Below are 21,892 nucleotides of genomic sequence, written 5' to 3'. Positions count from 1 at the left end.
CTTATGGTTTCACGGTTTTTCGCCGAACTGAGGGCTTCGCAGGTCGAGACGGCCTGCGGGCCGTCCTCGGTCGCGGTGCTGCCCGTCGGCGCCATCGAACAGCACGGCCCGCACCTACCGCTGGCCACCGACGCGCTCGTCGCCGAAGCGGTGTCGAAGGAAGTCGTTGCCGCGCATGGCGAAGACCTCGATCTGTGGCTGCTGCCGACGATCAGCTACGGCCGGTCCGTCGAGCACACCTGGGCGGCGGGAACCCTTTCTCTGTCCACTTCGACCTTCGCCGCGACGCTCGACGACATCGGACGTTCGGTCGCCGCCGCCGGCATCCGCCGGCTCGTTCTCGTGAACGGGCACGGCGGGAACGTGTCCGAAATCCAGACCGCGCTGCGCGATCTGCGCCTGGCTTACGGACTCCTGGCGTTCGGGATCAACGTTTTCCTCCCCGAGGAGCACGACCCGGCGTGGGCGGCGAGCGAGAACGGGCTCGGGATCCACGGCGGGGCCGCGGAAACGTCCCTGATGCTGCACCTGCGTCCCGACCTGGTCGACCTCGGTTCCGCGAAACGGCGGATCCCCGCGCAGATGGCCGACAACGTGCACGCCCGGTTCGGCGGCAGCGTCAGTTTCGGCTGGCTGGCCAACGATTTCGGCATCGAGGGCTACCTCGGGGACCCGACGCTGGCCAGTGCCGAGGCGGGCGCGCGCGGGTTCGAGTCGCTCGTCGGCACTCTGGGCGAGCAGCTCGCGGAAGTCGCGCGTTTCGACTTCCCCGATTCCGCCCGGACGCGCTAGCCCAGTCCCTTCGCCGCAGGAAGCCGGTCCACCATGCACAACCCCCTGATCGTGGGCATCGGCGGCACTGTCCGCCCCGATTCCTCGTCCGAACGAGCCCTTCGCGCGGTGCTCGAAGACGTGCGGGCGCACGGAGCCCGCACCGAACTGTTCACCGCGCGAGACCTCGGATTCGCCATGTACGAACCGGATCTCGCGCATCGTTCCCCGTCCGCGACCGCGTTCCTCGACGCGATCCGCCGTGCCGACGGCGTGCTGATCTCGACGCCCGGATATCACGGCGGATTGTCCGGCCTGCTCAAGAACGCCTTGGACTACCTCCAGGACCTCGCCGGCGACGATCGCCCTTACCTGCACGGACGCGCCGTCGGCTGCATCGTCAGCGCCTACGGGCCGCAGGCCGGGGTGACGACGCTGACGTCACTGCGCTCGACCGTCCACGCACTGCGCGGCTGGCCGACCCCGCTCGGCGTCGTGGTCGACTCGACCGGCCAGCCGTTCTCCGCGGACGGCAGCGTCGCCGATCGGAAGCTCGCGGCACAGCTCGCGACCGTCGCCGAGCAGGTGGCCCGGTTCGCGACGGCGGAGATCCGGACCGTCGCGTGACGCCGGCCATGACTTCCGTTGCCGTGCGCCCTCTCGACGCCGCACTCACCACGCTCGCGCACGGACAGCCAGTGGTGCTCTCCGCCGACGGCGACGCTGCCCTGATCCTTCCCGCAGCCGAGACATCCACGACCGCGCTGGCGTTCGTCGTCCGGCATTCCTCCGGACTGGTCGGCGTCGCACTGCCCGGCGACCGGTGCGACGCGCTCGAACTGCCGCCCATGCGCCCGAGTTTCGGCCGAGGTTCCGGCTGGTGCGTCGCGGTCGACGCCGCGACCGGCGTGACTACCGGGATCTCGGCCGCCGACCGGGCGGAGACGATCCGTCGCCTCGCCGACCGCGAAACCCGGCCGGACGACCTTCATCGGCCAGGGCATGTGCTGCCCTACGCCACACACCCGCGAGGAATCCTCGGGATCCCCGAGGCGGCCGTCGAGCTGTGCCTGCTGGCCGGGTTGCCCGCCGCCGCTGCCTTCGCCGCGCTGGTCTGCCCCGAAGATCCGACACGGATGGCCACGCCGGGCGAAGCAGCGTCTTTCGCCGCCGCGCACGGGTTGCCGGTGCTCGAATCGGCCTCCGTTCTCCGGAACTGCTCGCGTATTCCTTGATGCGGACAAGCCCCTCCTGACCGCGCACGCCTGCGGGCCGGACGCCGCTCTCGCTGACGGGCGACCTCCGATCTGATGACCGGTGTCGCCTGTCCGGCTGGCCCGCCTCCCGGGTCCCGTCGCCGTGGGTCATCGGCGGCGGACACGAGCGGGTCGATCTTGCTCCGGCCCCTGTTCGCCGGGACCGGCACTATCTTAAATTCAAGCGAGCCAGAGTCTTCGACACGCACTCGCGGAGGTAGAGGATGCCTGCTCCGAACGACGACAAACCCGGGCAGCCCGGTTCCGGCAAGGACCGGCGGGACTTCCTGAAGGGCGCCGCCGCCGCGGCCGCGCTGGGGGTGGGCGGTGTCGCGGCCGGCGGACTGCTCGGCGGACAGGAGGCCCATGCCTTCCCGCAGCAGACCGGACTGCCGCCGATCGGGGCGGAGATCCCGTGCAGCTGCCTCGCGATCAACACGCCGCTGCAGATCCGGACAGCGCTGGTCAGCGTCGATTTCCGGGGCGGGATCAAGGTCCGGGTCGACGTGAACCCGGACGACCCGTTCAACTCGGTGCGGCTGCGCGTCGTAGGCCACCGCGTGACGGCCGAACTGCCCGGCGGCGACAGCGCGAAACAGGGCGGCGGCACGATCACGATCGAGCAGAACGACGTCGACGTGGACGCGAAGAGCCTGCTCAAGCTGACGCAGAGGTTCCCGCCGCGCTACGAGCAGGTGATGGTCCTGAGCTTCACCATGACGATCGACCAGCCCGGCGACATGCTGCGGCGGGCGGGCATCCAATCCCGGAAGGCCTACGAGCCGCTGGTGCTGACGACGAAGGACCCGGGGATGCTGGTCGGGCAGCTGACGCAATTCCCGCCGCGCGGGGACCTCTACCAGCTGCAGAACCCGATCGACCTGGTGCTGCCGGACGACCCGGACACGACGATCGCGACGATCCAGAAATTCCCGGTGAAGGTGGGCGGACTCTGAGACCCGGGTCCGCGGAGCGGCCCGGTCCATCGCGTGCGCGGGGCGGGCCGGGCTGGTTCTTCTGGTTCGGCACCGCAGGGAGCGGCCCGGTTCGCCCCACGCGCGGGCGGGCCGGACCGTTTCTCCGGGTTCGACGCCGGTGAACGCGACCCGGTTCACTCCGCGCACGAGGCCGACCGGGCCGCTCCTTCCGGTTCGACACCGCAGAGCAGCCCAGTTCACCCCATGCGCGAGGCGGATCAGACCGCTTCTCCAGGTTCGGCACCGCCGAACGGAACCCGGTTCACCCCGCGCGCGAGGCCGACCGGGCCGCCCATTCTGGTTCGACACCGCAGAGCAGCCCAGTTCACCCCATGCGTGAGCCAGGCCGCTTCTCCGAGTTTTCTAAGCCGCAGAGCCCGGTTCATCCGCCTGCGCGCGGACCGGTCCCCTCCATCAAGCCCAGCACCGTCGAGCACCGCACCACCGCTTCCGCTTCTCCGGCGAACGTCAGCTTCCCCGTCGCCAGCGCCTCGAACGGTCCGAGCGCCCCGGCGCCGATCCGGACGAACGTCGTCGCGTCGGTGCGAATGCTCAGCACCGGCGCTTCGGCGGGCCCGCGCGCCGTGGTCAGCGCGCCGTGGTCGACAGTCAGGTGGAAGCTCTCCTCGTCCACCCTGAATTCGTAGGTCTCGGCCACCTCCGGCAAGCGGCTCGCGTCCGCCATCGACTGGACCGCCAGCAGCGCCCAGTGCGGCCGCGTGATCATGTCGGCACTCGGCTCGCCCAGCAGTCCGATGCCCCACTTCGACAGCGCCAGCACCGGTTCCCGCAGCTGTTCGCCCAGCGGGCCGAGCCGATACGCGTGTCCCGCACCGGTTTCGGAGCGTTCGACGATTCCGGCGGCGCCCAGTTTCTTCAGCCGGTCCGCCAGGAGATTCGTGCCGATGCCGGGCAGGTCCGCGAGCAGTTCCGTGTAGCGGCGCGGGCCGAGCAGCAGTTCGCGCACGATGAGCAGCGTCCAGCGTTCGCCGACGGTGTCGAGAGCGGCGGCGAGCCCGCAGTACTGGCGGTACTGCCGCTCCGCTCTTGCGGTGGTCGTCACCACCCCAGCTTACTACTGGATTTTCAAGTACGGCGTGAGGGCTGTCCGGAGCTGCTCGGGGACGGGGACCGGCTCCAGTCCGGCGGGTCCGCGGGTCATGCAGGCGACGGCCTGGTGCCCGCGGGCCACGAGCTGCGGCACCGCGACCTCGGTCCGGTAATAGTCGAACGCCATCGCGACCCGGTGCCCGCCGAGTTCGGTCAGGGTCATGCGCAGTTCGACGACGTCCCCGGCGGTCAGTTCGCCGAAGTATTCGCAGCCGCAGCCGGTGGTGACCACGGCGAAGCCGTCGGTGAGCGAGGCGAGGACGTCCGGGGCGTGTTCGGCGAGGAACCGTTCCCGGCAATGTCCTTGCCAGCGAACGTAATGCGCGAAGTAGACGTTGCCGACGAGGTTGGTCTCCTCCAGCGTGACGGGATGACGGTACCGGTAAGCCGGGGTCATGCGGAGCCGCCGATCGTGAGCAGGGCGATCGCGACCGGCAGCCGGTAGCCGTCCACAGTGAACACGGCGGAGGCGATCCGCGCGCTTCCGGCGGCGAGGACGAGCCATCCTCCGTCGTACGCTCCGGAAAGCCTTGCCTCCGAAGGACTTGCGTCCATCTGGGTCAGGCACCGGGTCATTGTCGAGGCTCGTGCGGCCAGAAGCTCGGACGACTCGTCGCAGGGGCCGGAAATCACCCGGAGCAGGTCAGGGTCCGGCGGCTCGTGCGGCTCGACGAATTCCCAGGCACAGGCGACCGGGCAGGAACTGTCGGCGTCCACAGTGAACGGTTCGCCGATCGACACCCGCAGCGACGGATCGAGTCCGAGCGCGACGGCGGTCCGGGTGATCGCCACCGACAGCACTGCCGGCGGCCAAGGCCGGTCGGACGGCAGCGGTCCGGTGTCGGCCAGGCACAGGCCGGTCCATCGCACGGCGGGCCGGCCTTGCGCGTCCGTGGCCAGGACGTCCCAGGTGTAGCGGCCGTCGGCGGCGTGTCGTTCGGTGCCGCGGAGTTCCCAGGAGCCCGTCGCGCGCGGGTCGAAGTCGACGCGTTCGCAGGCGACGGGCAGGAGCCGCCTCGTCGGGACGCACGACTGCAGGACGTGCACGGTGGCGTCGTGGGCGGCCGCGTCGCCGAGTACCGAGGTGTACCAGGGCTCGTCGTTCGGGGTGATCGCGGCCCGGCAGGACCACGGGTCCGGGACGGCGACCGCGGCCACCCGGCGGAACTGTCCACTGTGGAACAGAAGCCGGTCGTACAGTTCGTCTGGCTGGATCCGGCCGCGATCGGGAACTTCCGGCAGTGCGGCTGCGTTTTTGGCTATGGATAAAGGAAAAGTGGCACTGAAGTGGTCGACGAGGAAGCCGGATTCGCCGCAGCGAAGCACGGTGGTGACGACGTCGCCCTCCCGCAGCGCGCACACGCGGACGACGTGTTCGCCGGTGTCGGGGATGACGACCGGCCGGTCGAACCTGACGTCGCAGGCGGTCGTCAGGGCCCGGCCCGCGACTGTCGAAGCGGCCTGCGCCATGGCTTCCAGCCCGACGACCGCGGGCAACAGAGGCGCCCCGTCGACTCGGTGGCCGTCCAGCCACGGGTCCGTGCCCAGGGAAAGCGTCGCGTCGGCGACGAGTTCGACACCGGGGTGGCCTGCCCGGATCCGCTGCAGGAACCGGCCCGCTCCGGTCGGGAGTTCCTCGCCGAGGCGTCCGTGCACGGACACGTCGGCGGGCATCGACGGCGTGCGCAGCAGACGCAGGAAAAGCTCCGTCCCTTCCTCGACCGGGATCGGCGCGGCCCCGGAGCGGGCGAGGGCCTGCGCCGCGCCCATGCGTTCGGCCATGCCCACGCCCGACCACGCGGACCAGGCGATGTCGAGGACCCGGCAGTCCGGCAGTTCTCGCGCGAGCCGCCGGGCCTCGGCGCGCAGGAGGCCGTTGGCCAGCGCGTAGTGGCACTCCCCCGCCATCCCGGCCGACCCGATCACCGAGCCGAACGTGACCAGCAGCTTCAGCGATTCAGGCGGAACCGCGCCGAGCAACGCGCGGAGCCCGGTGACCTTCGGGCGCAGGTGGGCGTGAACGCGGTCGGGCGTCAGGTCGGCGAAGCGGGCGGGTTCGTTGATCCCGCTCGCGTGCAGCAGCGCGGTCACCGGCCCGGTTTCGGCGGTGAGCTTTTCCACGGCGAGCGCGACCGCGTCGGGGTCGCCGACGTCGGCGGCCTCGTAGGCGACTCGGATACCGGCTGCCCGGAGCCGGTCCAGATTGGACTGCAGGAGTTCGTCGGTTTCCGGATGGGAGCGGCCGAGCACGGCGAGGGCGAGACCGGTCGCGCTGGCCAGTGCGTGCGCGCACGCGTAGCCGATGCCTTTGCCGCCGCCGCTGACCAAAAGCACGTCCTGATCGTCGAGCGGCATTTCGGCTGTCACTTCGGGCACCAGCTGGGCACGGGGTTCGTACCAGGCGCCGTCCGCACCGAGGACTAGTTCGCGGAATCGGCCGGGTTCGGCATGGAGTGCGGAGAAATCCGTGGCGGCGAGCGGGACCTGGGCGAGGGTGAAGCCGAGGTCGGGATGTTCCCGGTGCAGCGAGCGGAAGAACCCGCTGATCGCGCAGTCGTGTGTCACCACCACGAGTGCCTTGTGGCGCAACGCTTTCTGCCCGGCAGCGAGCAGCGCCTCGACGTCTTCGGGGTCGGCGAGGTACACGGTTTCAGTCGGACGCCAGTGTTCCGGCCGGGCCGGGACCAGCGTCTCGGTGAAACAGCCGAGCCACGTCCGCACGCCCGGTGCGTCCAGGTCAGGCTCCGCGGTCTCCGGGAGCCGTTCGATCTCCGCGATCACCTCGCCCACCGAGCTGTCGGCGAAAGCCATCGATACCGACGGCAGCGTCCGGCCGAGCGCCGAAGCCGCCTCGACGACGAGCTGGGTGGCCCGCAGCGAACTCAGGTTGAGATCGGCGAGCAGGCGGGCGTCGGAGCCGATGAGCGCCGCGTCGAGTTCGGTGGCCTCGGCGAGCAGGCCGGTGACCGTCGCTGCGGCGTCGCGGGCCGGAGCGGCGTCCATGGCTTCCCTCGGGGCCGGGATCGCCGATGGTGCCACGGCGCAGGGGTTCGTCAGGAACCCCGGCTCGCGGTCGAGATCGACGGGGCGCGCGGCCCGTCCGGCGAACCAGGGGACGAGGTTCGCGGCAGCTCCGGCGGCGAACAGCGCGGCGGCGGAATCGGCGGCGGCGCGGTCGCCGGACTCGCCGATGCCCAGGCTGACCGTCGGCGTCCGCTGCCCGGCCAGGGTGCTCAGGGCACGGCCGGAACCCGCTTCGCAGAACAAGTCCGCATCGACGGCCCGCACGGCGGTCCGGAACTGCACCGGCGCGCAGAGTTGCGTGACGAGCAGTTCGGCCAGGTCATCGTCCTCGGTGAGCTGCCGACCGTACACAGTGGACAGTACCGGACGGCGTACTGGAGCGAGTTCGATGCTGCCGAGGAATTCGCGCCACGGGGCGGCGCAGGCGGCCATCGCGGGGCTGTGGAAACCGTGCGACACCGGAAGCCACGTGACCCGGAGACCGCGCCGCTCGGCCTCGCGCGCCACTGTCCGGAGTTCGGCCACGGTGCCGGAAAGCACTTGCGACGTGGCGGAGTTGTCGGCGGCGAGCACGACGTCCGTCCCGGCGCAGAGGTCCTCGGCCGCGCTCGTCGCGACAGCGAGCATCCCGGTGCCGGACCTGCCGTATTCGCCCATGATCCGGCCGCGTTCGACGGCCAGCCGTTCTCCGTCCTCCGCGGACAGGCAGCCCGCCCAGGTGAGCGCGGCCAGTTCGCCGAGGCTGTGCCCGATCGCGACGGTGGCGGTCACGCCCAGTTCCTCGAGCCGGGACAGCGCCGCCCGGGACGCGCGGTAGATCGCGGGCTGGGCCAGCGTGGTATCGGCCGGTTCCGCGCCGCTCGCACCCTGTCCGGGGAACAGCAGCGCGACCCGGCCCCGCACGGCGTTTCCCAGCCAGGAGCCCGGTGCCGTCGAGAGCTGTCCGCGCGTCAGCGAAGGCAGCTCGGTCGCGGCGCGGGCGGCGAGCGAGGCGAGTTCGGCCGGCGTTCGCGCGACGAGCGCGGCCCGGACTGGCTCGGCTGGGGCCCGGCGTCCGTATTGGCAGGCGAGGTCGTGCAGTTCGGCCCGCGACAGGCGCGGCGCGGCCTCTGCGATCCGAGCCAGTTCAGCCGCGACGCGAGCGGGGTCCGGCCCGCTGACCACGACGACGTCGAACGCCGGCGTCGACCGGCCCGGCACCGCCGACCGCACCGATCGGGGCCGCGCCGGGGCGCCGAGCACGACGTGGGTGTTGATGCCGCCGAACCCCATCGCGCTCACCCCGGCGAAGCGGCGACCGTCCGGCCAAGGCTCCGGAGCCCGCAGCACCCGCAGGGTCTCCCCGAGCGCCGGATGCGGCCTCGCACAGCCGGTGGTCGGCGGCAGGAGCCCGGACGACACGCTCAACGCGGCCTTGACCACCCCGGCCGCTCCGGCAGCCGCCTTGGTATGCCCGATGTTCGCCTTGACCGAACCGAGCGCGGCGGCCGAACCGGATCCGGACCGCGCCCGGTTCAGCGCGGTCAGCTCGACGACATCGCCGACCGCTGTCCCGGTGCCGTGTCCCTCGTACAGCCCGATCTCCGCGTGCTCGACCCCGGCCATCTCGCCCGCGCGGCGCAGCGCGAGCAGCTGCCCGTCCGCCTCGGGCCGGGTGATGCCGCCCCGGCCGTCCGAGGAAACGCCCCAGCCGAGGATTTCCGCGTACACCGGCAACCCCGCCGCGCGGGCGTCTTCGGCTCGGGCGAGCGCGAGCATCCCGCAGCCCTCGCCCGGCCAGAACCCGGCCGAACGCTCGTCGTAGACCCGCATCTCCTCGGCGGCGAGCGCGCCGGTCTTGGCGAATCCGACCAGCTCGAACGGATCGAGCGACAGGTCCACTCCCCCGGCCAGCGCGAAGTCCGCCCCGCCGTCCCGAAGTGCGCGGCAGGCGGTGATCACGGCGAGCACCGACGACGCACACGCACCGTCCACTGTGTACCCGCCGCCGTGGAAGCCGAAGTGGTTGCAGATGCGGCCCGCGATGGTGTTGGCGAGGCTCCCGGCGAGCGTCTCGTCCCCGACCTCGGGAAACGGTGCCAGGTAACGTTTCTCCACCTCTGCGAGGTCCGCTTCGTTGAGCGTCGCGCGCAGGATGTCGCGGACGTAAGGCCAGCGCAGCCGCAGAGCCCGGGCTCGGGTCACTTCGCCGGCCAGGCTGTTGCCGACGACGACAGCTACCCGGTCGGCGTCCAGCCCGGCGCCCGCCGGATGCCCCGCGTCGGCCAGCGCACGGTCCGCGGTTTCCAGCGCCAGCCAGTGCGCGGGGTCCGCAGCGCGGAATGTCGGGCCGGGGATCCGGAACGACTCCCGGTCGAATTCCCAGTCCGCCAGCACGGCGGCCTGGGTGCTGTAGGTCCGGTCCGGGACGCTTGTGTCGGCACTCCAGTAGTCCGCGAGGTCTAGCCGCCCCGGCGGCAGCCGCCGGAACGCGCGGCGTTGGTGGAGCACGGTTTCCCACAGCTGCGCCGGGTCGTCCGCGTCCGGATAGCGGCAGGCCATCCCGACGATCGCGATCGGCTCTCCGGGTTCGCGGCGGGTCATGCGGGTTCCCGGGCGGGTACCGGCTCGGCGGCGGTGCGCTGCGCCGGGACCAGGACTGTCCACTTCGGACTCTTCCGGGCGGCGACCGCGAGCACCACGGCCCGCAGCGCGCAGGTGATCGTCAGCGCGAAGAACAGGCCGAACACGACGTGGAATTGCACGAGCACGCCGTACACCGCGGCCGTGGCGAGCCCGAACCAGACCTGGTTCCGCCGGGAGGACGGCGTCGTGCCGGGGTCGGTGATCATGTAGTTGGTGAACAGCACGAACGCCGTCCCGGTGAGCGGCAGCACCGCACTGACCAGCGAGATGTCGGTGAACAGCGCGCGCAGCACGGCTTGGCCGAGGAAGCCGCCGACCCAGCCGAGGATCAGCGGCACCTTGCCGGTGAGCTTCGCGTTCAGCATCGTCCCGGCGATCAGCAGCAACGCGGGCACGACCGCGCCCCACCAGCCGGTGACCCATTCGGTGAACTCGTACGGCGGCGCGATGCCGACCCAGCCGAACAGCAGCAGGACCACCACGATCCCGACGTTGCTCGGGTTGAGCACGTGCCTGCTCTTGCCGCCGATCCGCACCCGGATCAGGTATTTCGAGGCGACGCCGACGACGGCGGCGAGCACGGTCGGCATGAACCGGTCGTTGGCGTACAAGAGCATCGCGCAGGCCATGCCGGTGATGTAGGCGGGAAGCAAGAAGTCGACCACCGCGCCTGGTTTGCCCAGGTACCGCGGACGGCGCCCGGCGGTCGCAGCCTCCACGGCCTCCAGCACGATCTCCGCGGTCAGCGCGGCGAACACGGCGACCACCGGGGTGAGATACGCCTGTTCGAAGCCGAGCACGGTATGACCGAGCACGGTCAGCACGGTGATCGACGCGCCGAACCGGCGCAGGGCGGCGGAACGGCGTTCGCTCGGAGACTTGGTCACCGGTCCTCCTCGATGGTGCCGTCGGGGTTGAGCCGCAGCTGGTGCCAGCCGGGCGCGAGCGAAACCGAACCGTCGTGGCGGTCTCCGCAACCGTCCCGCCAGGACAGCTGGACCGGCACCGAGGCCGGTGGCTCGCTGCCCAGGCCGAAGTGGAGGTCGGGCGCATTGACACCGTTGTGCCCGTTGGCCGGATACACCTGCTGCACCCGCTTCCCGCTGCCCGGCGCGGCGACCTCCGCCTCGGCACCGATCGCGGGTGACGTCGGTCCTGGCGCACCTGCGCGGCACGCGTTGCCGCCGACCGGTTTTCGCAGGCGCAATCCCAGGAAGCTGCCCGCTGACGAGGTGTTTCGGTACAAAGTGGACGGTGCCCACTGGTTGGCGACGACGAAATCGAGCCGACCGTCGCCGTCGACGTCGCCGACCGCGAACGCACGGCTGACCGCGTCGGTGCCGACGCCGACGCGGTCCGCGACGTTCACATAGCGGCCGTTCTCGGCACGGGCGAAGAACGTGTTGTGGTCGTGTCCGGACAGGTCGGTTCCCTCGGTGAAGCGCGGCCACAGCGAGGGATGGCTCAGCACGAGGTCGTTCGACATCGCGGTCTCCTGCAATTGCGCCCACCGGTTCACCTCGCCGGCGACGAAACCGGTCGCGTGCATGACCTCGTCGGCACCGGAATTGCCGAAGTCGGCGGCTTTGACGTCCCACGACCATCCGGTGCGAGACAAGCCGAGGTCCTCGCTGTGGTCGTCGTAGGGCGCCACGCCGTCGCGCAACCGGGCGGCCGTTCCGGCGCGGTCCATAGTGGACTTATAGGCGAAGTTGCTTTCCTGCAACGCGTACGGCTCGGTGATGTTGCTGACCAGGATGTCCGGGACGCCCTTCGCGTCGAGGTCGGCGAAGGCCACGCCCATGCCCTTGAACGAATCGTTGCCCAGCACCTTCGACTTGGGCGTCGTCGCGTGCCGAGTCCCGGTCGCCGTGCGGAACGCCACGCGGCCCGGCGCGGACTCGTTGACCAGCAGGTGATCGGGACCGAAATCGTTGGCCACGTAGAGATCCGGCAGGCCCCGGCCGCCGATGTCCTGGGAGGCGAGCGCGAGCGCCCATCCGGTCCGGGTCCCCGGCGGGAAGGCGTCGGGCGCCTCGGCGAACCGGCCGGAGCCAGCGGAGCGGAACAGCCGGAGAGTGCCCCCGTTCGCGGCGTGGGACAGCGAATCGTTCATCATCAGTTCGGGCTGGCGCGCGGCCGGGTCGAGCACGCGCGCGCCGTCCGGGAAGTAATTGCCGAACACGAGATCGGTGTGGCCGTCGCCGTCGAAGTCGCCGATCGTCGCGGCGTTGGTGTTCCAGACCTGCCACGGGCTGACCAGCTCGCGCGGCCGGAACGCGGCCGCCGACGGCGTATTCCCCGGCAGCCGCTCGAAAATGACCGGGGAACGGCCCCAGTAGTAGATGACGAGGTCCTGGCGGCCGTTCTCGTCGAGGTCGGCGGGCAGACAGCCCATCGGAGCCGCGAAGGACGGCATCTCCAGCCCGGTCGGGGCCAGCGTGAACGGCTGGTATCGCGCGCCGGTGCCGGGAACGGGTTCGACGGTAACCGTGTCCGTGCGGGGATCCACCAGGCAGACGTCATGCGCGACCGGGCCGCCATCCGCGGCGAACAGCGCGGTCGCCGCGCCCACGGAGGAGATCCACGACCGGATCTGCTCATACGCCGGGGCGACGGTCCGCACGTGCCGTCCGCCGGGCGCGTTGTCCGCGCTGACCTGCTCGGCGGTGAACGAGAACCGCTGTGCCAGCTCGGTTTCCTCCGCTGAGGACGACTGCGGAACGACCGTGAACGCGAACACCGCCGCGCAGCCGAGCAACGCGACCACGCGGGCCAGATGCCGGCGCAGAAAGGGTCTCATCGGCTCTTCCTCTCCCACAGATACCGGATTTCCGCGCGCCAGCGCTGGTAGTGCGCGAGCGTGGACGGGGACGACCCGCACTGTCCGAGCGCCTGATCGGTCCAGTCCGCGGCGACGTCGGTGCTGGTTCCGGCCAGCACTCCGGCCGCTTTGTCGGTGTGCGCGGGCACGATTCCGCTGACCCGCCGCGCGGCGCAGGCGAACGCGCACCCTTGTGCCAGGTGCGCGCGGAACGTCCCGGACAGGTCGGCGAGCCGGGCGAGTTCGGCGGCGTCGGCACCGCCCGCGTAGGTCGCGGCGAGGCCGACGCCGCTCCAGAGGTCCGCTCGCCGTTCGGCGGGAAACTCCGCGATCCGCAGGGCGACGCCGTCGGGGTCGGCGCATTCGCAGAACCACAGCGCCCGGCCGAGCCCCTGGTCCCGGATCTGCCGCGGCCCGGGGCCGAGCCCGGGTTCGACGCGGTGCCGCCCGAGCACCCGGTCGGAGTGGAAAAAGCCTTGGTGGAAGCCGTATCCGTCCCAGGCCAGCCAGCGCAGCAACGGGTCTGCCCCCGTGCTCCGGAAGGGGCGCAGCCGCAGCCGGGCGTAGGCCCAGCCGACGCCGACGTGCACGAGGTGCGGATAGTCCGCGGCCGGTCCGTTCAGCAGAGCCTCAACGCGGCCGCGCCCGAGCGGGAGAAGCACGTCCAGCAGGGCACAACCCATTCCTGCGCCCTCGAACGCGAACCCGCGCAATTCCGGTTCGAGCGCGGACACCTGCTGGCCGAGGACGTCGCCGCCCGGCTCGACCGAAGAGTTCAACCCGGTCAGGAACGCTCGTCCGGCCGATTCCAGGACGCCGCGGGCGGGGCCGGGCCGCAGCCGGAACCGGCGCAGCCCGAAGTCGACCTGACTCATGTCCTGGCGCAGCGTCCTGGCCAGGATCCCGGGGCTCACTTCGCTTCCTGGGGCGCGGCCACGACGCTTTCCATCAGGGCGGTGACCAGCATGGGTCGCGCCTCCCGCTGGAAGTCGACATCGGGATGGAATTCGCGCACTGTGCCCTCCAGCACCAGCAGGGACAGGATCGGGAACACGAACTGCGGATCGGCGTGGAGGCCGTGCGCGCGCTGGAGGTCGAACAGCTTGGCGGCGAAGGAAACCAGGTCGAAGTCGGCAGCGTTGCGTCCGGTGTGCTCCTCGACCAGCGCGGCCAGTTCCGCGTGAAATCCCGAAGTGTCAGAACCCGAGTGCGTCTGCGCGGTCGACAGCACGATGTCGGCGCAGGCTTCACCGTCGCCCTGGCTCATGCAGTAGAAGAACGCGGCGAACTTCTCCCGCGCGGATTCCGACAGCCGGACGGTGAAACCCGCGTCCAGCAAGACGATCGAGCCGTCCTTGCGAAAGTAGAGGTTGCCGGGGTGCAGGTCGCAGTGCACCACTCCGTCCAGGAACAGCATCCGGTACACCGCGCGCAATGCCCGCACGACCGCGTTCCGGCGCTCTTCCTCGCCGAGCTCCTCCGGACGGCGGCGTGCCAGCCCGTCGAGGAAGTCCATCACCAATACGTCCTCAGTGGACAGTTCTCGATGCACGCCGGGCACGGTCACCCCGTCCGCGGCGCTCAATGCTTTCCGGAAGCCTTCGAGCAGTTCCGCTTCCCGCGCGAAGTCCAGTTGCGCGCGAATGCTTTCGGCGAGCTGCGCGGCGAGGTCGGTGACCGGTACGCCGCGCAGCATCGGCAGTTTGGCCGCCAGCCCGGCGCCCCGTTCCAGCATCGCGAGATCAGCCGACAGCGACCGGACGATTCCCGGCCTGCGCACCTTCGCCGCGACCGCCCGGCCGTCCGGGAGCACCACCCGGTAAACGCAGGCGATGCTGCCCGCGCCGACCAGCCGCGGTTCACCCGTGCCAAACCTCAGCGCGGGTGGCAGCGTGCGCAGCGGAACCGGGCGAACTTGGTCGTGCAGCCGGGAAAGCGCGCGGCATAGCCGCGGCGGCAGGATGTCCGCCCGCGTGCTCAGAAGCTGCGCGGCCTTCACGAACGCCGGGCCCAGTGCCACCACCGTGTCCGCCAGCCAGACGTCTCGCTCGAATCGTTCGCCGCGCAGCCACGACGCCGCCGTCGCCGGTCCCAGCAGCAGCGATCGTCCGGCGAGGACCGCGAACGCGCGTGCGGTCCGCAGCGCCACCGGGCCACCCCTCGAAAACGTCATCTCTCCCCTTCGCCGTCCGGGCTGGCTGCCCGACTGCCGACGTTACAACCAGTAGTGCGAGATGTGCTCCGCGTTACCGCAAGACCATCCGTTCCAGCGAAACCGGCGCGGAAACACCCGGCCGGGCAAGGTGTTTCCCTATCGGGGCCAGGAATCCGGCTCGGCTCGCTACACCCACTAGGCCGCGAGTCAGGGCGGCTGACTCGGTCGTGACCGCGACTGGCCCGATCCAGGCACGGCGAACCACCCTGCGTAGCCGTCGCCCGGCCGATTTCCCTTACGCCGCGCGATACTCAGTCGACAGCGGCGGGCCGTTGCGCTTCCTGGCCGTTGCGGGCGGCGGGAAAACCCACCCCGAGCTGATCCGCCGCGAGCGCGGTGCCTTCCAGCCGGGCACGGATCTTGGCGAACGCGGTCTGGCGCGACGTCGACTGGTCGTCGGCGAACGGGGAGAATCCGCAGTCGTCACAGGTCCCCAGCTGCTCCACCGGGAGGTACCGGGCCGCGCGCAGAACACGGTCGCGCACCTCTTCGGCGGTCTCCACCCGGGGGTCGATCGGATCGGTCACCCCGACGAACACGCGGACTCCCGGCCTGAGCTGGTCCGCGAGGACGCGCAAAACCCGGTCCGGATCGGACTCGCTGGCCAGCTGGACGTAGAAGTTGCCGACGGTGTGCCGGAACAGCGCGGGAAGCAGGTCGGCGTAGTCGACGTCGAGACTGTGCGTCGAATCGAGGTCGCCGCCGGGGCAGGTGTGGACGCCGATGCGCGCCCGCTCGGATTCGCCGAACCTCTCCAGCACCCGGTTGTTCAGCTCGACGAAATCGCGCAGCACCTGACCGCTGGGGTCGAGCTTCAGCGACAAACGCCCCTCGGTGAAATCCAGCTGGACCACGTGCGCGCCCGCGTCCAGGCACCCGCGAATATCGGCCTCCGCCCCGTCGACCAGGTCGTCGAGGAAATTCTCGCGCGAATAGCCGTCGATCCCGGCGGCCGGGTAAAGCAAGGACAGCGCGGAAGGCGCGATGACCGCTTGTTTCACCGGAAGGTTCGTGCATTGCCGCGCGGCCCGCAGATAACGTTCGGCGTGCTCCTGGTAGCGGAAGGGCCCGGAGGTCAGACAGGGCAGCTGCCGCTGATGCCCGTCGGCGAACGGGATGACGACACCGTCCGCGGAAAGGTTCGCCGAGCCCGCGATCGGATAGGTGACGAAACTGGGTTTGCGCTGCTCGCCGTCGGTGACCACGGTCGCGCCCAGCGCCGCTTGCGTCTCGATGGTCTCGCGAACGGCCCGGTCGAGAACGGAGGCGAAGGCCGCGTCGCCGAGCTGCCCGCTTTGCCGCGCGGCGAAGGCGCCGAGCAATTCAGGTGAACGGGGGATGCTGCCGATGGGTTCGGAAGGAATGGTCATGCGGCGAGCCTAGAAGCGGCGATGCGGGGCGGATCGGAAAAGAACACGGGAGAACGCGGTAATCCTACTTTCGAGCCATCACCGGCTTGAAGGTGTTGACACAGTGCCACGGCGAACGAGCACGTTTATTGGCAGAGTGCAAGAAAGGTGCCGGATCACCCGGGCGATCCGTTCGGCTGCCGCCAGGACCCGCGGCCGAATTTCCCTCCTCTCCGGGTATTGCGCAGACAAGAATGCTCGATGCCAATCAGCTCGTGTTCGGATGTGCACCTGTCCGCGAAGACCTCTTCGGTTTTCTCGCCGCCCGAACTCGCTTTTCCGTCGCACCCGCTAAGCCGGGATGCCCGCCGCCGCGGCGATGCCCTGGTCAAGGCTCAGGCTGTAATCCAGGTTCAAATGGTCGGCGTCGTAGTAGACGCTGACCTTCCCGATCACCGCGTAGCAGCGTTGCCGGTCGCAGAAGTAGTCGGTCAGGTCGAGCAGCCGGACGTTCGGGTCGGTGCTCGCCTTGGCCGCGGTCGTCAGCGGGTCCGCCGGTTGCGCGACCGACCGGGCGACCGCGCACTGCTCAGGGTCGTCCGGATTCAGCACTACGCAGTCCGTGGCGCGGACGAGGCCGTTGAGCGGCGGGTCGGCCAGCACGAACACCCTCGCGCCGGAGCCGGTCCACTGTGCCCAGTACGAGTTCAGCCCGTCCTGGTACTGCTCCGCTTGCGATCGTCCGCTGCGGTCGTCCGCTCGCTCGTGCCTGCTGTAGAACGAGGTGAACACGTACGCGGGCCGCGTTTTCGCGATTTCGCCGGCCATCGACTTCGTCCAGGCCATGCACCGCCGGTCGAGGGCGGTGCCGCGGTAGTTCAGGGCTTGGATCTCGGCGAACGGGCAGCCGCCCAGGTAGCTCGTGTACATCAGCCAGTGGTTCTTGCGGGCGAGGCTCAGCAGCGGCCCTTGCCATTGCTGGGCGTGCGAGTCGCCGACCAGCCACACCACTGTCGGGTTGGCCGCGCCCTGGCTGAAATCGCATTTGGTGGTCGTCTTCGTGCCGTCGCTCGCCGAATACTGGGACAGCGGCGGCGGGCAGTCCGCGGGCGGCGTGTAGTACCGGTTGGCCGGGCCCATCTCGACGCTCCTGGCCGGGCCGAACGGATCAGCGCACGCGTTGCCCGCGGTCAGTGCCCTCGCGCCGTGGCAGGGGCCGGTCATCTCGGCCGTCAGGTCGCGCGCCGCTTGGTCGACGTGCCGTTCGTACGTCCAGGTCAAGCCGCCTGCCGCGGCGCACACGACGACCATTCCGGCCACCATGGCGGCGAACGTCCTCCCGGCGGCGCGGCTCAACGGCTGCCAGGTCCGCACCGGGTCCTCGACCAGCCGCTTCGACGCGTACGCCGCGATCAGGGACGCGCCCACGATGCCCGCCTTGACCTGCCAAGTGAGCGTGCCAGCGGCCAGCGCGCCGGGGAAAGCGAACGGGGCCAGCATGATCAGCGGCCAATGCCACAGGTACAGCGAATAACTGACGTTCCCGAGCCACTGCACCGGAGGCGACGAGGACAGCGGCGTGTGCCATTGCCGCCACTCCCGGCTGCCCCCGAAGATCACCAGCGCCGTGCCGGCGGCGGGCAACAGCGCGGTCGCGCCGGGGAATGCGGTCTCGTCGTCGAACAGGATCGCGGCGGCGGCGATCGCGGCGAAGCCGGCCAGCGAAGCCAGGTTCGCCGCGATTTTCGGCAGCACGAATTTCGCGCCGACGAAGGCCAGCAACGCGCCGGCCGCGAACTCCCACACCCGCACCGGCGTCACGAAGTACGCCTGGCTCTTGGACACGTCGGTGAACCAGATGCTGAAACCCAGCGAGGCGGCCCCGACGACCGCGACCCCGGCGATCCGCGCCCGCCGTGCCCGGATCTTGAACAGCAGCAGGAGAAGCAGCGGCCAGAACAGGTAGAACTGCTCCTCGACCGAGAGCGACCAGTAGTGCTGCGACAGGCTCGCCGACTGGGTGAAGTGCGAGTAGTCGACGGAATTCGCGGCCAGCAGCCAGTTTTCCCAGTAGAGCGCGCTCGCGATGACTTCCTGCGCGTTGGACTCCCACCGCGGATAGGGCATCAGGAAGTACGCCGCGACAATGATGAAGGCCAGGACGAGAAACGCCGCGGGCAGCAGACGGCGCACGCGGCGGGCATAGAACTTCGCGAGCCGGATCCGCCCGGTGCTCGCGGCCTCGCGGACCAGGTGCGAAGTGATCAGGAAGCCGGAAATGACGAAGAAGACGTCGACGCCGACGTAACCGCCGGTCAACCGCGAGGGCCAGAGATGGTTCAGCACGACCAGTCCGACCGCCACCGCGCGCAGCGCCTGGATGTCCGGCCGGAACGCCGGTCTTCGCTCCCCTGACGACTGCGAGGGCCGTACCGGCCCGCTCAACGTCCCCGTGCCCATTTCCGCCCCTTATGTCCCGCCCCGCTGAAAACTCCGTGATGCTAGCGGGACCGGCCGACGGGCTCGGCACGGGCTGGGCGAATCGCCGGCCCGACGTGCGGGAAGAGGGGACGGCGGCCCCTCTTCCCGTCCGCGGTCAGCGCCAGCCCAGCTCCGGAGCGACGTGGGTCAGGATGCTCTCCAGCACATGAGCGTTGTAGTCCACTCCCAGCTGGTTCGGCACAGTCAGCAGCAGCGTGTCCGCGGCCTGCACCGCCTCGTCTTCCTTCAGTTCCCGGACCAGTTCGTCCGGCTCCGCCGCGTACGAGCGGCCGAAGATGGCGCGGGTGTTCTCGTCGATCATGCCGATCTGGTCGCGCGAGTTGCGGTCGCGGCCGAAGTACGCGCGGTCGAGGTCGTTGGTCAGCGCGAAGATGCTGCGGCTGACCGACACCCTCGGCTCGCGCTCGTGGCCCGCTTCCTTCCACGCTTCGCGGTAGGCCTCGATCTGCTTGCGCTGCTGGACGTGCAGCGGTTCGCCGGTCTCGTCGTCCTTGAGGGTGGAGCTTTGCAGGTTCATGCCCAGCTTCGCCGCCCAGACCGCGGTCGCGTTCGAGCCCGAGCCCCACCAGATGCGGTCGCGCAGGCCTTCGGAGTGCGGTTCGAGACGGAGCAGCCCCGGCGGGTTGGCGAACATCGGCCGCGGGTTCGGCTTCGCGAAGCCTTCGCCCTCCAGCAGTTTCAGGAAGACCTCCACGCGGTCGCGGGCCATGTCGGCCTCGGTCTCGCCCTCCGCGGGGGCGTAGCCGAAGTACCGCCAGCCGTCGATGACCTGCTCGGGGGATCCCCGGCTGACGCCGAGCTGGAGCCTGCCCCGCGAGATGAGGTCGGCGGCGCCCGCGTCCTCGACCATGTACAGCGGGTTCTCGTAGCGCATGTCGATCACGCCGGTGCCGATCTCGATCTTCGACGTCCGCGCGCCGATCGCCGCGAGCAGCGGGAACGGGCTGCCCGCCTGTTGCGCGAAGTGGTGCACGCGGAAGTACGCGCCGTCGACGCCCAGCTCCTCCGCCGCGACCGCGAGGTCGATCGACTGGTGCAGGAAGTCGGAGGCCGACCGGGTCTCGGAATGCGCGCTCGCCGACCAGTGGCCGAACGAGAGGAAGCCAATCTTCTTCACACATCGTCAAACGTTCAACTACCCCGCAGCATTCCCGGGCCCCCGAGTGCCCCGGGTTCAGCGGGCGAGCCGTTCCAGCAGGACGACGGTCACGGTGTCCCCGGCTTCCTTGCCGATCGCCTTCCGGAGCCCGGCGTTGACCGGGAGTTTGTGGGTGCCGTCGCCCAGCGCCATGAACGAGCTGCGGAACGGCTCTCCGTCGACGGTTCCGCGGACCTTCACCAGGCCGCGGGTGCCGAAGAACTCCGCCGAGCCGGGCCAGACCAGGTAGGTGTGGCCGCCCTTGGCCGGGCTCTTGCGCAGGGTCGCGGTGAATTCCTCGTTGAGTTCGGTCATGATCGTGTGCTCCTTGGCCTCGGACGGCTGCTTGCCCCGAGGTACGAACCCGGGCGCGGGATTTCGACATCGGCTCGCGGAGAACCTCAGCCGTGGGTCCGCCTGCCGTTCAGGTAGGTGGCCTGGACGGCGATGTCGCGGATCGCGGACGGGTCGGCGTCGTACGGGTTGTCGGCGAGGATCACCAGGTCGGCGGCCTTTCCCTCGGCGAGGCTGCCGACGTGGCGGTCGAGGTGGAGCTGCCAGGCGGGATCGATGGTCTGCGCCCTGACGGCGGCGTCGACGGCGACGCGCTGGGAAGGTGCGAGGACGCGGCCGGAACCCCGGGCCGCACGAGTGACGGCCGTGGCGATGTTGCCGAGCGGGTTCGGTGGCGTGACGGTGCCGTCGTTGTGGAAGGAAACGCGCAGCCCGGCGTCGAGCGCGGACTTGGCCGCCATCCAGTGGCCGCCGTGCTCGGGGCCGAAGAGGTCGTCGAGGAGCACGTCGCCCCAGTAGTACAGGTGCTCGATGAACAGGCTGACGGTGACGCCGAGCTTCGCGGCGCGCTGGAATTGGTCGGGACGCATGGCCCCGGCGTGCTCGAGGCGCAGCCGCCAATCGCCGGGGTGCGCGGCGAGGGCGGCCTCGTAGGCGTCGAGGACGTCGTCGACGGCACCGTCTCCGTGGACATGGCAGGCGACTTGGAATCCTTGCCCGACAAAGGAAACGGCGAGTTCGCGAAGCTGGTCGGCGGTCCAGTTCGCTCCGCCGTGGTGGTGCGGTTCGAGGCCCATCCGGCGGGTGGCGTCAGTGTCGAGATAGCCGAAGGTGGTTTTGATGTTGCCCTGCCACGGCGAACCGTCGGCCCAGATCTTCATGCCGAGCTGGCCGAACAGGTCGGTGTCGGCGGGCCGCGGACCGCTGCGGCGGGCCGGGTCGCGGGCGAGGTCGAGGGTGGCCATTTCGTACGCGCGCAGCCGGACGAGCGCGGCGGAACCGGCGGCGGACAGCAGCTGGTGTTGTCCGGCGGAGTAGGCCAGTTCGCCGACCGTGGTGGTGCCAGCGGCGGCGTGCTGGCGGCAGGCCCAGGCCAGGTTGTCCGGCAGGTTCTTCGCGATCGCCGCGACGGCCGGGCCGCTCAGCCGCTGGATCGCCGCGGCTTCGAGGACCTCGCCGGTGAGGCCGCCGGACTCGTCGTGGACGAAGGACGCCCCGGCCGGGTCGGGAGAGTCGCGGACGATGCCCGCTGCGGCGAGCGCGGCGTGGTTGCCGTAGGCGGCGTGGCCGCTGTTGGCGACGACCACCACCGGATTGCGCGGGGCGAGCCGGTCCAGCACGTCGGCGGAGGGCAGTTCCGCTCCGGGCTGGAGCAGGACGTCGATGCCGTAGAAGAGCAACGGCACGCCCGGTCGCGCCCCGGCGGCGGTGTCGGCGATGGTCCGCAGCACAGCCGCGCCGTCCCGGATCGCGAACGGCCGCACGTCCACCGAGGGCGGGGCCAGCGTCAGAGCCATCTGGGTGGGATGCCCGTGCGCTTCGACGAAGCCGGGCAGCAGTGCCGCGCCGCCCAGGTCGACGACCTCGGTGGCAGGCGTGCGGCGCGCCATGACCTCGTCCCGGCGCCCGACCGCGGTGATGACGCCGTCCCGGACCGCGATCGCCTCGGCCTCGGGCCGTCCGCCGTCGACAGTCAGGATCGGGCCGCCGGTGAAGATCAGGTCGGTCATAACCCGACAGTCGACCACGGATCCGCCCGCCGCGCCCGGCGCTCGCTGCTCGGACGGCCTCGGCTTCGGCTTCCACG

The 21,892-nt window shown here is 70.5% G+C and carries 16 protein-coding genes; 4 read left to right on the top strand and 12 right to left on the bottom strand.

Going from position 1 to position 21,892, the window contains the following annotated elements; translation table 11 throughout:
* Positions 1 to 3 precede the first annotated feature (3 nt).
* The 4 genes from ACZ7SW_RS19195 to ACZ7SW_RS19180 all read left to right on the top strand — a co-directional run bounded on the left by ACZ7SW_RS19195 (position 4) and on the right by ACZ7SW_RS19180 (position 2,983).
* Positions 4 to 792, top strand: coding sequence for a creatininase family protein (locus tag ACZ7SW_RS19195; RefSeq protein WP_470231757.1), 789 nt, complete (start codon positions 4 to 6; stop codon positions 790 to 792).
* A 33-nt stretch (positions 793 to 825) separates the two neighbouring features.
* Positions 826 to 1,398 (top strand): NADPH-dependent FMN reductase, encoded by a 573-nt coding sequence (locus ACZ7SW_RS19190; RefSeq protein ID WP_470231756.1) that lies wholly within the window; start codon positions 826 to 828, stop codon positions 1,396 to 1,398.
* Positions 1,399 to 1,406: 8 nt separating this feature from the next.
* Complete coding sequence (locus ACZ7SW_RS19185) at positions 1,407 to 2,006, top strand: 3,4-dihydroxy-2-butanone-4-phosphate synthase (protein WP_470231755.1); 600 nt, start codon at positions 1,407 to 1,409, stop codon at positions 2,004 to 2,006.
* Between the two features lie 245 nt (positions 2,007 to 2,251).
* On the top strand, positions 2,252 to 2,983 hold the full coding sequence (locus tag ACZ7SW_RS19180) for a twin-arginine translocation signal domain-containing protein (protein WP_470231754.1): 732 nt from the start codon (positions 2,252 to 2,254) through the stop codon (positions 2,981 to 2,983).
* 403 nt (positions 2,984 to 3,386) lie between these two features.
* Here the strand turns inward: ACZ7SW_RS19180 and ACZ7SW_RS19175 are convergent, their stop codons facing one another.
* The 12 genes from ACZ7SW_RS19175 to ACZ7SW_RS19120 all read right to left on the bottom strand — a co-directional run bounded on the left by ACZ7SW_RS19175 (position 3,387) and on the right by ACZ7SW_RS19120 (position 21,815).
* Positions 3,387 to 4,067 (bottom strand): winged helix-turn-helix transcriptional regulator, encoded by a 681-nt coding sequence (locus ACZ7SW_RS19175; protein WP_470231753.1) that lies wholly within the window; start codon positions 4,065 to 4,067, stop codon positions 3,387 to 3,389.
* A 12-nt stretch (positions 4,068 to 4,079) separates the two neighbouring features.
* Positions 4,080 to 4,511, bottom strand: coding sequence for an acyl-CoA thioesterase (locus ACZ7SW_RS19170; protein WP_470231752.1), 432 nt, complete (start codon positions 4,509 to 4,511; stop codon positions 4,080 to 4,082).
* Positions 4,508 to 9,721, bottom strand: a complete 5,214-nt coding sequence (locus ACZ7SW_RS19165) for an SDR family NAD(P)-dependent oxidoreductase (RefSeq protein ID WP_470231751.1) — start codon at positions 9,719 to 9,721, stop codon at positions 4,508 to 4,510. Before ACZ7SW_RS19165 ends, ACZ7SW_RS19170 begins: the two co-directional genes overlap by 4 nt.
* A complete protein-coding gene (locus ACZ7SW_RS19160; protein ID WP_470231750.1) occupies positions 9,718 to 10,650 on the bottom strand; it encodes an enediyne biosynthesis protein UnbU in 933 nt (310 codons plus the stop codon). The genes ACZ7SW_RS19165 and ACZ7SW_RS19160 overlap by 4 nt, the downstream gene beginning before the upstream one ends.
* Complete coding sequence (locus ACZ7SW_RS19155; RefSeq protein WP_470231749.1) at positions 10,647 to 12,566, bottom strand: ASPIC/UnbV domain-containing protein; 1,920 nt, start codon at positions 12,564 to 12,566, stop codon at positions 10,647 to 10,649. The genes ACZ7SW_RS19160 and ACZ7SW_RS19155 overlap by 4 nt, the downstream gene beginning before the upstream one ends.
* Complete coding sequence (locus ACZ7SW_RS19150; RefSeq protein WP_470231748.1) at positions 12,563 to 13,501, bottom strand: DUF1702 family protein; 939 nt, start codon at positions 13,499 to 13,501, stop codon at positions 12,563 to 12,565. Before ACZ7SW_RS19150 ends, ACZ7SW_RS19155 begins: the two co-directional genes overlap by 4 nt.
* The gene (locus ACZ7SW_RS19145) at positions 13,498 to 14,736 is read right to left on the bottom strand and encodes an ABC1 kinase family protein (RefSeq protein ID WP_470231747.1); all 1,239 of its coding nucleotides are present in this window, start codon (positions 14,734 to 14,736) and stop codon (positions 13,498 to 13,500) included. Before ACZ7SW_RS19145 ends, ACZ7SW_RS19150 begins: the two co-directional genes overlap by 4 nt.
* Before the next feature lie 317 nt (positions 14,737 to 15,053).
* A complete protein-coding gene (locus ACZ7SW_RS19140) occupies positions 15,054 to 16,172 on the bottom strand; it encodes a cobalamin-independent methionine synthase II family protein (protein ID WP_470231746.1) in 1,119 nt (372 codons plus the stop codon).
* Positions 16,173 to 16,502: 330 nt separating this feature from the next.
* Entirely contained in the window at positions 16,503 to 18,611 is a 2,109-nt protein-coding gene (locus ACZ7SW_RS19135; RefSeq protein ID WP_470231745.1) for an acyltransferase family protein, read from the bottom strand.
* Between the two features lie 136 nt (positions 18,612 to 18,747).
* Positions 18,748 to 19,770 carry an LLM class flavin-dependent oxidoreductase gene (locus ACZ7SW_RS19130; RefSeq protein ID WP_470231744.1) on the bottom strand — a complete coding sequence of 341 codons (1,023 nt, stop codon included), beginning with the start codon at positions 19,768 to 19,770 and terminating at the stop codon, positions 18,748 to 18,750.
* Positions 19,771 to 19,827: 57 nt separating this feature from the next.
* Positions 19,828 to 20,106: a DUF1905 domain-containing protein gene (locus ACZ7SW_RS19125; protein ID WP_470231743.1), complete on the bottom strand. Its 279-nt coding sequence runs from the start codon at positions 20,104 to 20,106 to the stop codon at positions 19,828 to 19,830.
* A gap of 86 nt (positions 20,107 to 20,192) precedes the next feature.
* A complete protein-coding gene (locus ACZ7SW_RS19120) occupies positions 20,193 to 21,815 on the bottom strand; it encodes an amidohydrolase (protein ID WP_470231742.1) in 1,623 nt (540 codons plus the stop codon).
* Positions 21,816 to 21,892 lie beyond the last annotated feature (77 nt).

It is taken from the genome of Amycolatopsis sp. NPDC114484 (assembly GCF_055633755.1).
Note: the sequence above shows the minus strand (reverse complement) of the source record. Positions and strands in the feature narration are given on the sequence as shown.

What these genes read in the sequence shown, in the direction of transcription:
- ACZ7SW_RS19170 (WP_470231752.1), bottom strand. Translation starts at nt 4,511, where the DNA reads ATGACCCCGGCTTACCGGTACCGTCATCCCGTCACGCTGGAGGAGACC.
- ACZ7SW_RS19195 (WP_470231757.1), top strand. Translation starts at nt 4, where the DNA reads ATGGTTTCACGGTTTTTCGCCGAACTGAGGGCTTCGCAGGTCGAGACG.
- ACZ7SW_RS19165 (WP_470231751.1), bottom strand. Translation starts at nt 9,721, where the DNA reads ATGACCCGCCGCGAACCCGGAGAGCCGATCGCGATCGTCGGGATGGCC.
- ACZ7SW_RS19120 (WP_470231742.1), bottom strand. Translation starts at nt 21,815, where the DNA reads ATGACCGACCTGATCTTCACCGGCGGCCCGATCCTGACTGTCGACGGC.
- ACZ7SW_RS19140 (WP_470231746.1), bottom strand. Translation starts at nt 16,172, where the DNA reads ATGACCATTCCTTCCGAACCCATCGGCAGCATCCCCCGTTCACCTGAA.
- ACZ7SW_RS19180 (WP_470231754.1), top strand. Translation starts at nt 2,252, where the DNA reads ATGCCTGCTCCGAACGACGACAAACCCGGGCAGCCCGGTTCCGGCAAG.
- ACZ7SW_RS19185 (WP_470231755.1), top strand. Translation starts at nt 1,407, where the DNA reads ATGACTTCCGTTGCCGTGCGCCCTCTCGACGCCGCACTCACCACGCTC.
- ACZ7SW_RS19135 (WP_470231745.1), bottom strand. Translation starts at nt 18,611, where the DNA reads ATGGGCACGGGGACGTTGAGCGGGCCGGTACGGCCCTCGCAGTCGTCA.
- ACZ7SW_RS19190 (WP_470231756.1), top strand. Translation starts at nt 826, where the DNA reads ATGCACAACCCCCTGATCGTGGGCATCGGCGGCACTGTCCGCCCCGAT.
- ACZ7SW_RS19125 (WP_470231743.1), bottom strand. Translation starts at nt 20,106, where the DNA reads ATGACCGAACTCAACGAGGAATTCACCGCGACCCTGCGCAAGAGCCCG.
- ACZ7SW_RS19155 (WP_470231749.1), bottom strand. Translation starts at nt 12,566, where the DNA reads ATGAGACCCTTTCTGCGCCGGCATCTGGCCCGCGTGGTCGCGTTGCTC.